The organism is Inediibacterium massiliense (genome assembly GCF_001282725.1).
GTDB lineage: Bacteria > Bacillota > Clostridia > Peptostreptococcales > Thermotaleaceae > Anaerophilus > Anaerophilus massiliensis.
In genome coordinates this window covers 183,200-198,037 of sequence record NZ_LN876586.1, presented here as the reverse complement: position 1 = coordinate 198,037, position 14,838 = coordinate 183,200, and the positions used below count along the sequence as shown (strand labels likewise).

At 30.8% G+C, this 14,838-nt stretch carries 16 protein-coding genes; 3 read left to right on the top strand and 13 right to left on the bottom strand.

The genetic code is table 11. The features are described from left to right. Positions 1 to 188: 188 nt before the first annotated feature. The 10 genes from pyrE to truA all read right to left on the bottom strand — a co-directional run bounded on the left by pyrE (position 189) and on the right by truA (position 8,138). On the bottom strand, positions 189 to 824 hold the full coding sequence (gene pyrE, locus BN2409_RS04770; protein ID WP_053955525.1) for an orotate phosphoribosyltransferase: 636 nt from the start codon (positions 822 to 824) through the stop codon (positions 189 to 191). Positions 825 to 979: 155 nt separating this feature from the next. Next, entirely contained in the window at positions 980 to 1,843 is an 864-nt protein-coding gene (locus tag BN2409_RS04765; protein ID WP_053955524.1) for a sensor histidine kinase, read from the bottom strand. Between the two features lie 11 nt (positions 1,844 to 1,854). Continuing rightward, on the bottom strand, positions 1,855 to 2,340 hold the full coding sequence (locus tag BN2409_RS04760; RefSeq protein WP_053955523.1) for a hypothetical protein: 486 nt from the start codon (positions 2,338 to 2,340) through the stop codon (positions 1,855 to 1,857). 67 nt (positions 2,341 to 2,407) lie between these two features. Beyond that, a complete protein-coding gene (locus tag BN2409_RS16715) occupies positions 2,408 to 2,533 on the bottom strand; it encodes a cyclic lactone autoinducer peptide (RefSeq protein WP_110942954.1) in 126 nt (41 codons plus the stop codon). 78 nt (positions 2,534 to 2,611) lie between these two features. Then, positions 2,612 to 3,235, bottom strand: coding sequence for an accessory gene regulator ArgB-like protein (locus BN2409_RS04755; RefSeq protein ID WP_053955522.1), 624 nt, complete (start codon positions 3,233 to 3,235; stop codon positions 2,612 to 2,614). Positions 3,236 to 3,461: 226 nt separating this feature from the next. Next, positions 3,462 to 4,535, bottom strand: coding sequence for an ABC transporter substrate-binding protein (locus tag BN2409_RS04750; RefSeq protein ID WP_110942953.1), 1,074 nt, complete (start codon positions 4,533 to 4,535; stop codon positions 3,462 to 3,464). Further along, on the bottom strand, positions 4,528 to 5,301 hold the full coding sequence (locus tag BN2409_RS04745; protein ID WP_053955521.1) for an ABC transporter permease: 774 nt from the start codon (positions 5,299 to 5,301) through the stop codon (positions 4,528 to 4,530). Before BN2409_RS04745 ends, BN2409_RS04750 begins: the two co-directional genes overlap by 8 nt. After that, entirely contained in the window at positions 5,295 to 6,131 is an 837-nt protein-coding gene (locus BN2409_RS04740; RefSeq protein ID WP_053955520.1) for an ABC transporter permease, read from the bottom strand. The genes BN2409_RS04745 and BN2409_RS04740 overlap by 7 nt, the downstream gene beginning before the upstream one ends. Positions 6,132 to 6,133: 2 nt before the next feature. Continuing rightward, entirely contained in the window at positions 6,134 to 7,177 is a 1,044-nt protein-coding gene (gene potA / locus BN2409_RS04735; RefSeq protein ID WP_053955519.1) for a spermidine/putrescine ABC transporter ATP-binding protein, read from the bottom strand. Between the two features lie 220 nt (positions 7,178 to 7,397). After that, positions 7,398 to 8,138: a tRNA pseudouridine(38-40) synthase TruA gene (truA, locus tag BN2409_RS04730; protein WP_053955518.1), complete on the bottom strand. Its 741-nt coding sequence runs from the start codon at positions 8,136 to 8,138 to the stop codon at positions 7,398 to 7,400. Positions 8,139 to 8,305: 167 nt separating this feature from the next. Between truA and BN2409_RS04725 the strand changes: the two genes are divergently transcribed. Both BN2409_RS04725 and aroF read left to right on the top strand, forming a co-directional pair. Then, positions 8,306 to 9,643 carry an MATE family efflux transporter gene (locus tag BN2409_RS04725; protein WP_199872927.1) on the top strand — a complete coding sequence of 446 codons (1,338 nt, stop codon included), beginning with the start codon at positions 8,306 to 8,308 and terminating at the stop codon, positions 9,641 to 9,643. 149 nt (positions 9,644 to 9,792) lie between these two features. Continuing rightward, positions 9,793 to 10,590 (top strand): 3-deoxy-7-phosphoheptulonate synthase, encoded by a 798-nt coding sequence (aroF, locus tag BN2409_RS04720; protein ID WP_053955516.1) that lies wholly within the window; start codon positions 9,793 to 9,795, stop codon positions 10,588 to 10,590. Between the two features lie 17 nt (positions 10,591 to 10,607). On the opposite strand, the gene BN2409_RS04715 is transcribed toward aroF, so the two are convergent. From BN2409_RS04715 to BN2409_RS04705, 3 genes are all read right to left on the bottom strand, one after another. After that, positions 10,608 to 12,161: an AbgT family transporter gene (locus tag BN2409_RS04715; RefSeq protein WP_053955515.1), complete on the bottom strand. Its 1,554-nt coding sequence runs from the start codon at positions 12,159 to 12,161 to the stop codon at positions 10,608 to 10,610. Between the two features lie 13 nt (positions 12,162 to 12,174). After that, a complete protein-coding gene (locus tag BN2409_RS04710; RefSeq protein WP_053955514.1) occupies positions 12,175 to 13,356 on the bottom strand; it encodes a M20 metallopeptidase family protein in 1,182 nt (393 codons plus the stop codon). Positions 13,357 to 13,547: 191 nt separating this feature from the next. Further along, positions 13,548 to 14,084: a DUF2284 domain-containing protein gene (locus tag BN2409_RS04705; protein ID WP_053955513.1), complete on the bottom strand. Its 537-nt coding sequence runs from the start codon at positions 14,082 to 14,084 to the stop codon at positions 13,548 to 13,550. Positions 14,085 to 14,268: 184 nt separating this feature from the next. Here BN2409_RS04705 and BN2409_RS04700 point away from each other — a divergent pair, with 184 nt between their 5' ends. Then, on the top strand, positions 14,269 to 14,823 hold the full coding sequence (locus BN2409_RS04700; RefSeq protein WP_053955512.1) for a hypothetical protein: 555 nt from the start codon (positions 14,269 to 14,271) through the stop codon (positions 14,821 to 14,823). Positions 14,824 to 14,838 lie beyond the last annotated feature (15 nt).

Below are 14,838 nucleotides of genomic sequence, written 5' to 3'. Positions count from 1 at the left end.
GATCTTGCTCACACCACATATTGTATATTATGCACCATTGTCCCCATTTATGACAAGTTTTCTATTGAATGAATTCTTACAGATTTTGACCTATTTATATATATATCCTCTATAGTTCTTTTCTGTTCTTACTTTTATATTTTATTATATTTTCAAAGAATAAAAGGATATGCCTAAGGCATATCCTTTTATTCTTTCGTAAATATATAAGGATTTTTACTCCATTTCGTTAACATTTCTTTTTCTTCTTCTTTGATATATCCCATATCTATGGCGATAGGAAGAAGAATATTATATCCAGTTAATGTATCATAAGAAACATTAACTTCTGAAAACAGCTTATCTACTTGATCAAAATTATAAGTAAATATAGCTACCACCCCTAGAACTTCTGCTCCTACTTCTTTAAGAGCTTGTACAGCTTTTATAGAGCTCCCTCCTGTAGAAAGCAAGTCTTCAATCACCACAACCTTTTGTCCTTTTTTTACAAGACCCTCAATCTGATTTCCTTTTCCATGATCCTTTGCACTACTTCTTACATACGCCATAGGAAGATTCATTTTCTCAGATACCCATGCAGCATGAGGAATTCCTGCTGTAGCTGTTCCTACAATAACCTCTACATCAGCATATTTTTGTTCAATCAATTTTTCAAATCCTTTTGCAATTAGATCTCTTACCTTTGGATAGCTCATAGTAAGACGATTGTCACAATAAATAGGTGACTTGATTCCTGATGCCCATGTAAAAAGATTGTCTGTACTTCTAATAGTAACTGCTTCAATTTCTAAAAGATTTTTAGCTATTTCTTGACTTATATTCATTTTTTATCCTCCTTGTTAGCCTCACTGGACTTCTTTTAAAGGTATTTCACAACTATGTTATCACCATATTTTTCTCTTGTCAATTTATTATTTCATACTGGTTTTATAAGGATATAAATCAAATTTGAAACACAAAAAGAGGTATATATTACCTCTTAACTAGATGTAGCTATTTTCGTTTTCATAGGTAAAAAAATAGTAAATATAGTTCCTACATCTTCATAACTTTCTACTTCAATTCTTCCTTTGTTATTTTGAATAAATTGTTTTACAATGTTTAAACCATATCCATGATCATTACCATTTTTAGTAGAATATCCCTTTTCAAATATTTTATCATATAGTCTGTTTGATAAGATTGGATAGGAATTTCCTATGGCAATCACACATTCATCTTCACACTCTTGAATATCTATAGTAAGTATTTTATCTTCTTCTTTACAATGTTCTAATTCATAGATTGCATTGTCTATCAAATTAAATAACACTTGGGATAAATCAATAGAATTAATATATAAATGATCTAATGTAGATCCTATATCTAACTCTACTTTAATCCCTTTACTTTGTGCAATTGCACATTTTCTTCCTAAAGTAGCTGCAATTTCTACATTTTCTATTTTAGAAATTGAAAATACTTCTTCTACTCTTTGGGAAATCTTAAAAATATATTCTAAAGCCCTTTCACTTTGTTTTAATTGCAAAAGTCCTGCAATCAAATTTAAATGGTTAATAAAATCATGCTTTTGTCCTTGTAATGCATCAATAACTTCTTTGGAATGGTTCAACTTCATAATAGATTCTTTTTCTTTTTTTAAAAAATGCACCATATAAAAAACACAAATGATTGCGCTAATTCCCAAAATATTAATCACAATCCCCATAAAAAATGGATATTGAAATTGAATAATAATATTCCCCATTAAATTTAGAATTGTATGATTAGTTAAAAACATAATCATAAAGCTTTGTAATAATATAAGCCCAACTAAAATATATGCACGAATAGAAAGTTTCATACATACCATCCTTATTTATCATAATTATGAAAATACGAAAAATCAATCAAAGTAATTTTAAGAACATACCCTATAAAAAATACTATAATCAAAAGTATATTAGATATAACTCCTCCTAATAATGTTCCTCCTGGTTGAAACATTAATGTTGTAGGATTAAGATTAAAAACTTTTAGCATAGGAAGGAAAAAAAACCCCTCTCCCCAAAGCAATAATGAAAAACTAATAAGTCCTGCAATGATACTATCTAATATTCTTTGTTTTCCTATGAATCTTATCAACAATATAAAGCAGATAAATAATATAAATATATGTGTTCCAAATGGAATTTTATAATCCACATATATCTCTCTAATTCCATATATAATTGGTGAAAATACAATCCCCATTCCCATTATTTGTTTAAATTTTAGTCTTATTCCTAATGCTCCTAGTCCTGCCCCTAGCATTAAAAAAGTCTCTATAAAATGAGCTAACAATTTTTCTACTATTATCATATTTTCACCTTCTGTCTACAAGCTAAATTTGGTAGCAAAACACCAAAGTGTTTTGCTACCAAGCCTACTACATTTCCTTTAATTGCTCTGGCAATTCTGGTTGATAACTTACAGTAGAGCAAGCTGATACAGCACTAGTAAAAGCTAGGAATGTAAGTACAGCAATAGAAATTTGTAATAATTTTGCCTTCATATGGCATCCCCCTTTGTCTTTAGTTTTTTATCTAATGGCTATTACAGCCTTCCTAGATAGCATAAATTCAATTACTCTTTAATGAAATTTTAGTTTATCTATTAAAAAATCTCCTCTATGCCAAATTTTATACCCCAAATCTGTAATGGACATGCATTGAATCAATACTCCAAAAGCTGTTGCAATCATAAAAACATGCAGCTTTTGAAAAAGTAAAAAATACATTCCAACTCCCATATACCATAAAGCCATATAAATTAAAGACTTTCTTTTTAATATATATCTTTTTTCTGGTGATGTAATAGGTTTTTGAGGTGTATCTGCAGGAGCATATTTCCCTATAGCCCATATACCAAATAAAAATACAATAGAACATATAGAAAATACCATCTTTCCTGTCAATGGAATTTCTTGTGCAATCCATCCCAATAAATTGGTAACAATAGCTCCAAATAAAGCACAATTGAACATACTTTCACAATGAGCTCCTCCAGAGGAAGATCTTAGTATAGAAACAATGATCATCATTACTAGTACATTCCCGAAAATTCCTAAAAAGTATCCTGCTATTAAAGCCATGGCATAGGAAATCATTCCGCTTATGAATATATACAATCCATAGCGTAAAATAGCTTCTTGATCTTTATCAATACCTACATTGTGTTGATAAAAAGCTAAAAGTTTCTCTATACAATTTCCCATTTTGAATTCCCCTTTTTTTTCATAAATAGGACATAACTCCCATTTTGTTCTCTACTAATATTTACATTCGCCAAATTTTTGAAGATTCCTCTAAAAATTATAAACTTTTTCCATTTATTTTGAATTATTTTCAAAATATAAGAGCATATGACAATTCATATCATATGCTCTTATATTGAAATTTGTGGTTTTCTAGTGATATATAAATCTTATAAAATTTTATTTTTTAATGAGCTTTTATTTCTGTCCAAATACGATCATATTCTCTAGTAAAATCTCCTAAGTCTATAAATACTTCTCCTTTTTCAAATATATTTCCCTTTGGATAAGCCAATTCATTTTCTACTTCTTCCTTTGGAAGATGCTCTAGAGCTTTAACATTAGCAGTTGCATATTTTACATACCCTGCACATTTTGCAGCAACCTCTGGTCTCATCATATAATCAATAAAAAGCTCAGCTTCTTTTTTATGCTTACTTGTTACAGGAACAGCCATCGTATCAAACCAAAGATTTGTTCCCTCTTTTGGAATAGCATAAGCAAGATCTTTATTTTCATCAATCAAAAGCATAGCATCTCCTGACCAAGTAAGAGCCATCGCTCCTTCCCCTGCAATCATCATACTTTTATAATTATCTACTTCATAAGCTTTTACAAGAGGTTTTTGTTTGATTAATTCTTCTTTTGCTTTTTCTAACTCATCTATATTCTTTGTATTTAAAGAATATCCAAGTTTTTTAAGTGTAATCCCTACTGTATCTCTCACACTATCTAACATAAAAATATTTCCTTTATATTTTTCATTCCAAAGAATATCCCAACTATCTACTGGTTCACTTACCTTTTTTGTATTGTAGATAATTCCCATACTTCCCCAAAAATATGGAACAGAATATTTGTTATTTGGATCATAAGGAAGATTTTTAAATTGTTCCCCTATATTTTTAAAGTTCGGAAGATTTTTATAATCTAATTTTTGAAGTAAGTTTTCCTTAATCATAGTTTCAATCATATATTCTGAAGGGAAAATGACATCATAATCATTTCCTCCTTGTTGAATCTTTGCAAGCATTTCTTCATTATTGGCAAAAGTATCATAATTTACTTTGATACCATATTCTTTTTCAAAATCTTCTAATACAGAAGGATCAATATAATCTCCCCAATTGTATACATTTAGGGTATCATAATAACCCTTTTCATTTACCTTTCCTTGTCCACAACCACTAAACAAAACTATTGTCATACAAAGCACAAGGAAAACTGCAATTTTTTTCAATCCAACCACCCTTTCACTCATTTAAATTTTTTTCTCTTTTTTGAAGTAAAATTAAAAGTCCTAAAACTCCCAAGAAAAGTACAGTAGACAAAGCATTAATCTTAGGACTTACGCCTACCTTTGTCATAGAATAAACCCTTATAGATAAAGTATTTACTCCTGAACCTGTAGTAAAGAAACTTACCATAAAATCATCTAGTGATAATGTAAAAGCTAGTAGTGCCCCTGTAATTACCCCTGGCATAATTTCAGGTAATACAACCTTAAAGAAGGCGTAAATAGGAGTTGCTCCAAGATCTAATGCTGCTTCTTCAAGGTATGGATTGAGCTGCTTCAACTTAGGAAGTACAGCTAAAATTACATAAGGTATATTAAAAGTAATATGAGCAAGAAGCAATGTAAAAAATCCTAATCTCATATTAAGTGCTACAAACAATGCTAAAAGAGAAATCCCTATTACAATATCTGGATTCATTACAGGAATGTAGGTTACATTCATAAATATGACTTTCCACTTTGATGACATTTTATGTATAGCAATTGCACTAATCGTTCCTACAATTGTTGATATAATCGCTGCCAAAAGAGCGATCATAAAAGTATTATACAAAGCCGCCATAATGGCCTTATCCTTTAAAAGTTCTTCATACCATCTTAGTGTAAAGCCATTCCATTTTCCTCTATATTTTGAATCATTAAAAGAATAAAGAATTAAGAAAAATATGGGAAGATACAAAAACAAATATACCAAAGAAGCATATCCTCTTTTTAATAATTTTCTTACCATAATCCTCCCCCCTCTTCATCCTGATACTTACTACTAAGACGAATAGCAATTAATATAAGAACCATCATAATCATAGAAATTGCAGAACCAAACTGCCAATTTCTTGCTACTAAAAATTGATTTTGAATCAAATTTCCCAAAAGTACAGTTTGACCTCCTCCCAGTAAATCAGAGATTACAAATGTACTTACAGCAGGCATAAATACCATAATCAGTCCCGATACCACTCCTGGCATACTAAGAGGAAATATCACCTTTCTAAATACTTCTCCTGAGGTTGCTCCTAAATCTTGAGCAGCTTCTACTAAGCTATCATCCATTTTAGATAATACAGAATAAATAGGAAGTACCATAAATGGAAGAAAATTATATACCATTCCCATGATCACTGCCCCTGTATTATACAAAAGATGTAATGGCTCTTTGATGATACCAAGGGACATTAAAAACTGGTTAATGGCTCCTTGATCCCTTAAAAGAACCATCCACGCATATGTTCTAAGCAAAAAGTTGGTCCATAAAGGAAGAACAAATAACATAATTAGCACATTTCTTTTTTTTATGCTTGTCTTTGAAATAATCATAGCCATAGGATAACCAATGACCAAACAAGCTGTAGTACTCACAACTGCCAAAAGAATAGACCTCCACAAAACATTTAAATAAATTGGTTCTAGAAACTGTTTATAATTATCTAAAGTAAATTCATAAATAATATTTCCATAGGGAGATCTCTTACAAAAGCTATATATAGTAATAATAATGATTGGAACAATACTAAAAAGTAAAGACCATAATGCATAAGGTATAGAAAGCCACTTTTTATTCATTTCTACACCACCTTTTTCATAATATGTATGGCATCTGGCTCAATAAAAAGTCCTACTCTTTCTCCCTTTCTCGCCATATCTGTACTATGAACCATCCATAATAATCCATTATCATCCTTTATTTCCATTTCATAATGAACTCCTTTAAATACTACAGACCTTACATTTCCTTTTAACATTCCTTCATCTTCTTTTACAATATCTATATCCTCAGGTCTTACAAGTACCTCAATCAATTCATTCTCATCAAATCCCTTATCTACACAAGTAAATAATTGTTCTTCAATCTTAACCTGAAAATCTTTAACCATAATTCCATCTACAATGTTTCCTTCTCCTATAAAATCAGCCACGAACTGATTCACAGGCTCATTATAGATATCTTCTGGCGTACCTATTTGTTGAATTTCTCCTTCACTCATAACAATCACTCGGTCTGACATAGTCAGAGCTTCTTCTTGATCATGAGTCACATATATAAAAGTAATGCCTACCCTTTGCTGTATCTTTTTTAATTCTATCTGCATTTCTTTTCTTAATTTTAAATCTAATGCTCCTAGTGGTTCATCTAATAAAAGAACTCTTGGTTCATTCACTAAGGCTCTTGCAATAGCAATTCTTTGCTGTTGCCCTCCACTTAGTGAATTTATTTTTCTTTTTTCAAACCCTACTAAGTTTACAAGCTTTAACATTTCTTTTACTTTTTCTTTGATTAAAGATTCTTCCATCTTTTTTATATGTAAGCCAAAAGCTATATTTTCAAAAACATTTAAATGTGGAAAAAGAGCATACCTTTGAAAAACTGTGTTGATTTGCCTCTTAAAGGGAGGTACCTTATTGATTCTTTCTCCTTCAAAATATAGATCTCCTCTTGTCGCCTGCTCAAATCCTCCTATAATTCTTAGGGTTGTAGTTTTTCCACAACCACTTGGTCCTAAAAGGGTTACAAATTCTTTAGGCCTTATGCCCAAATCCATATGACATAATACTTCCTTGTCTCCAAAACTCTTTGTAATGCCTCTTAATTCAATGATATAATCTTGCATACTTATAACCCTCCCTTTTCTTTTATAATTACTTATTTGTACGTGTTTTATAAAAAATAAATATTTAGTATTTCTAACCTTAAAGTTTATTAAAACTAAAACTATTTCATTATATTTTTTTTGATAGGATTTGTCAATAATTATCCTTATATATATTCTCTATAGTTTCATTAATTTTACCTATATACAAAAAAAGATTTGTAGTTTTGTCTACAAATCCTTAATCATAGTATACTTCATATAAGAAAAGTCCTTGTGCTGGTGCAGTCACTCCTGCTTCTTCTCTAGATTTTAAACTTAATATTTTTTCAATAGAATCTATCTCTCTTTTACCCTGTCCGATTTCTATTAAGGTTCCTACCATAATCCGAACCATATTATACAAAAATCCATTCCCATAGAATACCATGTGTATTTCTGATCCTATTTTTTCTATATCTATTTCATAAATTTCTCTTACAGTTTTCTTCTTTTTAGACCTAGAAGAACAAAAAGATTTAAAATCATGCTCTCCAATAAAATATTGACTTGCTTTTTTCATACGTTCTATATAAAGAGGATCTTTTATATAGTAAGTATATTTTCTATGAAAAGCTGTTGGAACTTCACCATTCCATATTCTATAAAGATATCTCTTCCCTTTTGCATTATATCTTGCATGAAATCTTTCATCTACTTGTTCTACTTTTTTAATAACAATATCTTGGGGAAGATATTCATTGCAATAATCTTTTATTTCATCTACATTTATCTCTGTATCACTTTTAAAATTTGCAATTTGAGAAATGGCATGGACTCCTGCATCTGTCCTGCCTGATCCTATAATCTCTATATCTTCTTTTGTCATTTTAGAAAGTACTTCTTCTATTTTTCCTTGGATTGTATTTTGGGTATTCCCTAGCTTTTGCCATCCATTATATCGACTTCCATCATATTCTATTTCTAACTTGATATTCTTCATGTAAAAGTCCACTACCCTTTCTTAGTTTATCTATTTCCCTCTTAATTAAAATGTCCTACTCTTGTTTGTTTATTTCCTTATTTCTTATCTATATTCTAACACAGTTGATAGGAAAAATATGTTATAATCATACGTAATCTTTTTATATTTGATAAGGAAGTGCTATGATGATAAAAAATAAAAAATTAGTTTTATCTATTCTAATGATTACTCTTCCTGCCGTTGCAGAAATGGGGCTAAATACTTTAGTAAACCTTGCAGATACAGTTATGGTTGGAAGACTTATCGGAAAAGAAGCATTGGCTGCATCAGGCTTTTGTAATGAAATCATATTTTCTTTAATATTTATTTTTTCTTCTTTTAATACAGGTGCGACAGCTATGATTGCAAGAAGATATGGAGAGAAGGATTATACAAGCTTAAATAAAATTATGGGGCAAAATCTCTCTTTAAATTTTATCATAGGGCTTATTATTTCTATTCTATCCTTTGTATTTGCAAAAGAAATTTTAATGATTTATGATATGTCCTCTGATGTTTTAAATATGTCTTTGCAATATTTTCGTATTCTTTCTTATAGTATTCCTTGTATGTTTATCTCCTTTTGTGCAGCTGCATGTTTAAGAGGAGTAAGTGATACAAAGACGCCTATGATCATTACGGCTATTACCAATATTTTAAATATTATAGGTAATTACTGTTTAATGACAGGTTTTTGGATTTTTCCCAATATGGGTATTGAGGGAGCTGCCCTTTCCACAAGCATCTCAAGATTTATAGGGATGGTTTTGTATCTTTACTTTTTAACAAAAGGATCTCATCATTTGAAAATTGTATCTGAAAATTTAAAAATTACTAAAAATATTTTAATCCCTCTTTGGAATATTAGTTATCCAGGAGCTATTGAACAGGTTTCTATGAGTCTTTCTTATATTGCAGCAGGAATGATTGTATCTCTTTTAGATACAAATGGAGAAGCAGCTTTTCGTATTGTTCTCAGTATTGAGAGATTGTCTTTTATGCCTGCCATGGGTATATCTATCGCAGCTTCTGCCTTGGTTGGAAAATCTTTAGGAGAAAAAGACATTCCAAAAAGCTTGGATACAGGTTATACAGCTACATTTTTAGGCGTATCTTGGGGTATTTTCATGGGTATTATTTTTATTAGTTTCCCTAAAATGTTTTTAAGTTTATTTACAAAAGAAGCAATTCTTGTTGATACTTCCTTACTAGCCATGTATGTTGCAGGATTTAATCAGCCTTTTCTTAATTTTATGATCATCATATCAGGTGCTTTAAGAGGAGCGGGAGATACAAAAACTGTTATGATCATCAGTGCATTAAGGGCTTGGTCTATGTACGTTCCACTATGTTATGTATTTATTATTTTATTAAAAATAGGGATTGCAGGTATGTGGATTAGTGAAATTCTTTCATTCTTTGTATTTGCATCTATTATGTTTATAAGATTTAAAAGACAAAAATGGACTCAAATTCAATTATAAAAAAATCTTCCTAAAATATTGCTTATTTCATGAGTTGATAGAATAAATATTAGCCGATATAATAGATAAGAAGAAAAAATAATGGGTATTCTAAATTATATAACTAAATTTTAAATCATACGAAAAAGAAGAAGTTAGGAAGGTTTATTATGAATAATGCACGTATATTAACAGGGAAAGAAATCATCGTTTCAGTAAAAGATATAAAAATAGGAGGAAACCATCCTCCTGTTTGGATTGCAGGTCCTTGCTCTGTGGAATCAAAAGAACAAATATTTGAATCTGCAACTGCTCTAAAAAAAATAGGCGTAGATATTTTAAGAGGTGGAGTATTTAAACCAAGGACAAGTCCTTATGACTTTCAAGGACTTGAGATTGAGGGATTAAAACTTTTAAGAGAAGCTGCCAATAAAGTAGATCTTCCTATCGTAACAGAAATTATGGAAGAAAAATATTTAGATATTGCTCTAGAATATGTAGATATAATTCAAGTTGGATCTAGAAATATGTATAATTACCCTCTTTTAAAAACTTTAGGAAAACTAAACAAACCTATTCTTTTAAAAAGAGGAATGAGTGCTACTATCAAAGAATGGATTATGGCTGCTGAATATATTGCATCCCAAGGAAATAATCAAATCATTCTTTGCGAGCGAGGTATACGAACCTTTGAAACGTATACAAGAAACACATTAGATTTAGCTTGTATTCCTATTATGAAAGAAGAAACCGGACTTCCTATGGTTGTAGATCCTAGCCATGCAACAGGATTAAGAAGGCTTATTGCACCTATGACAAAAGCTTCTATTGCAGCTGGAGCAGATGGCATTATGATCGAAGTTCATCCAAACCCTGAGAAAGCTTTAAGCGATGGTCCTCAGTCCTTAAATTTTGAAGAGTATAAAAACATATTTAATAGTATTCAAAAAACATCTCAAAAGATATAAATCTTTTGAGATGTTTTTTAATGAAGCATATAATAAATTCCTGCGTTTGGCCCTAGTGGAATGTGAAAAACCATAAATACAATTAATAAAATCGTCCATAATACTCCAAATGCAATAGAATAAGGAATCATATTAGCAATTACTGTACCCATTCCTGCATTTTTATCATATTTATTGATAAATGCCAGAAGAATTGGAAAATAAGGAAATAGAGGACTAATTGTATTTGTAATAGAGTCTCCTATACGATAAGCCATTTGAGTAAGGGCTGGATCATATCCTAAAAGTAAAAACATAGGGACAAATACAGGTGCCATAATTGCCCACTTTGCAGAAGCACTTCCTACAAATATATTAATCAAACAAGAAATAAAAATAAATCCAATGATCAATCCATATCCTGTCATTCCTGCATCTTTTAAAAATTCTGCTCCCTTAATAGAAAGTACAATCCCTACATTGCTCCATTTAAAATAAGCTAAAAACTGTGATGCTACAAATGCCAAGACAATATAAGGCCCCATATCACTCATGGCTGATCCCATCATAGCTGTTGCATCCTTATCGGTTTTAATAGTCCCTGTAATCTTTCCATATATAAGACCTGGAATTAAAAATACAAATGTAACAATAGGTATAATCCCTTGCATCAATGTAGATTCATAAGCTAGTATAGAACCTGACTTTGGATCCTGCATAAATGCATCTTTTCCTATACAAAGACCTATAATAACAAGAATTAAAATCATTACAGACCATCCTGCATACTTTAATCCTTTTTTCTCAATTTCACTTAAATTTTTTGTATGCTCTCCCAAATTTTCTCCTTCATATTTTGGGAAACGTGGTTCTACTATTTTTTCTGTTACCCATACTCCCACTCCTACAAGAAAAATAGTAGATACAGCAATAAAGTAAAGATTCATAGCAGGAGTTCCTTGATAACTTGAATCAATCATCTGAGCTGCTGGAATTGTAAAACTTGCTGCTAATACATCTGACATATTGATCATAAGATTTGCTGCAAATCCTCCAGATACCCCTGCATAAGCTGCAAATAAACCTACTAAAGGGTGTCTCCCTGTTCCTAAAAATATAATAGCAGCAAGTGGAGGAAGAACAATAAATCCAGCATCTCCTACTGCATTGGCTAAAATACCTACCAATACAATCATAGCTGTCATAAAATTTTTAGGAACCTTTGTAACTGAATTTTCCAAAACAGCCTTCATTAGCCCTGACTTTTCAGCAACTCCTGCTCCAATCATGACTACTAATACCAATCCTAAAGGAGGGAAGGATTGAAAATTTCCTACAATGCCACCAACAATTTGTCTGAGCCCATCTTTTGTAATTAAATTTACTACCTGAATCGTCTCTTTTGTAGATGGATGTACTACAGATATTCCCATCTTTGCTCCTATATATGAAATCAATAAAATCAATCCACAAAAAATTACAAACAATGTAATAGGATCAGGTAATTTATTTCCTGCTTTTTCAATAAAAGATAAAGCTTTTTCTAATATGGTTTCAAACCGCTTTTTCTTTTTTACTTGTTCTGCTTTCATACAATCCTTCCTTTCATTGATTTAAAAAATCTATACTGATCTGTGATAAAATTTGAGAAGATATAAGTAAATTTTCATCCTTCCAGCTAAATTTGGGGTGATGCATTTGAATAGGATTTTGTTCATCCTGTGCAATTCCTACAAAGAAAAAGGCTGAAGGTACCTCTTGAGCAAAATAAGCAAAATCTTCTCCTCCCATGCTCGGTTCTTTTCCAATTAAAATATTTTCTTCTCCTATAATCTTTTGAGCAGAAGCTTTTACTAAATCTGTCATATTATCATGATTGATCAAAGGCGGAAAATGCTTTGTAAGCTTAAATGTATAAGATGCACCACATCCTAAACAAATTCCTTTTAAAATTTCTTCCATAGTCTTTGGAATCCATTCTCTAATCTCTTCATCAAAGGTTCTTATGGTACCACTCACTTCTACCTCATTAGGAATCACATTATGTCCTTCTCCTCCATGAATGGTACAAAAAGAAATGACAGCAGGTTTTACTGGATTGAGCCTTCTACTAATGATAGATTGCATATTGTTAATAGCTTGCACAGAAGTCATCACAGGATCTACACATGTATGAGGACTGGCTGCATGACCTCCCTTTCCAATAACCTTAAAAACAAATTTATCTGGAGCAGCCATCATAGGTCCATATTTCACCATAATATGATTCTTTGGAACAAATCCCATCAAGTGACACGCAAAAGCTGCATCCACTTTTGGATTTTCCAAAACTCCTTCTTCAATCATAGGTTTTGCCCCTCCATCGTCTTCCTCTGCTGGCTGAAAGACAAGTTTTACATTTCCATGAATCTGATCTTTTAATTCATTTAGAATCATAGCTGCTCCTAAAAGTCCTGCTGTATGACCATCATGTCCACAAGCGTGCATTTTTCCTTTTACTCTTGACTTATAGGATACCTCTGCTTCTTCGTCAATAGGCAAAGCATCCATATCTGCTCTTAATAAAACTGTCTTTCCAGGATATTTACCTTCTATGAGTCCTACTACTCCTGTTTTAGCTATATTTGTTTTGACTTCTATTCCTAACTTTCTTAGTTCTTCTGCTACAATTCTAGATGTTTCATATTCTTCAAAAGCTAGTTCTGGATGCATATGAAACTCATGTCTTAATTCTTTCATTTTTTCAAAATATTTTTGTGATAGTGCTTTGATTTCATCTGTTAACATTTCTTCACTCTCCTTTTTCGCTTTTTCGCTTTATTTAGATAAAGCGAAAAGATAAAAAATAAATTCCACTTCAGATGCTCTCTATAAATATATTTCTGATTGTGGAATGATTTTCTATATCTTTCTATTTATTTTATACTTATTTTCGCTTTTTTTCAACATTTTTTCTATTATATATTATAAAAATTTTCTTATATAAGAATAAGCCCTACCCAAGTCACTTCATTTTTTTTAAATTCGATAGAGATTCCTACTTTTTTACAAGTATCTATTACATCAATTCCTACTGCTTCTAAAGATGGTCTTGCCCTCTTTGGATCATTACAAATATCTTTTCCCAATTTTGCATTGCATACCTTGCATAATTTGCAATTTCCCCCAATTAATGCATACGCTTTTTCATATCCTATTTTTTTTGCTTCTTTTTCTATATCCAAAAGAATATGATGAAGTTTTATAGCAGATACATAAAAATTCTCCATAATAGAAGGTTGTTTAATATGATCTTGAATGGTTATTAAAAAACCTTTTTCGTATTCTTTTAATCTTTTTTGAAAATCTTCTATTTCTCCCACATAAGGAGGACACATAAAATTTTTTCCATACTGTCCACACTTATTACGAATGCACGCATCTCTTACCTTTTTGTGAATGATTAAATCATCTATTTCTATTTCCTTTACTTCATGAATCTGTTGACTTTTTATATACCTTTTTAGCTTTTCCATTAAAATCCTCCTTTCCATATTCAATAAATATACAAGTTATTTTATTATATCAAATATTAAATTTTCTAACCATTCTCAATGGAAATTGTTCCTCCTATACCTTATTGTAACTCTTTTGTAACTCAATTAACTAAAAAGCATACTATACTAAATTTAGAATTTATTTTAGAAAGGAGCTTAATATATGAAAAAACTATTATTATATAGCTTATTAAGTGCCAGTTTAATTTTAAGTGTAGGATGTTCTCAGAAGGACAATGTGACTAGTAACCCGTCCCTCTCAGAAGATACTATTACTTCTGTAGATAAAAAATCTCAATCCACAGATCCTCAGTCTACACAAGATATTATTGAAAATGTTAAAAATGAAATGAACTCTATAAATCAAAACTTGGATGGTCTTGATACAAACAAATCTCAATTGCCTCCTATCAAAAAAGAATGGGAAGCACAAACCCTTACTCTCTGGAGTCAAAATGGTAAACCTGTCAAATTGGTCGTAACAGAAGCGGATGATACAGGGAAAATGGCAGGTACATCTGATTACTATTTTCAAAATGGCCAACTTATTATTCTTCGTGCGCCCTTTGCCTACTATGTATTTAAAGACAATAAACTAGTACTTTGGTTAAATGAAAACATGGAACCCTTAAATGATATTCCTCAGAAAGATATGGAAGATGCTGAAAAAAACATTATAAACTACGTCAATAATATTTATTTAAAGTCCTTTAAATAATTAAAAAGATTTCCT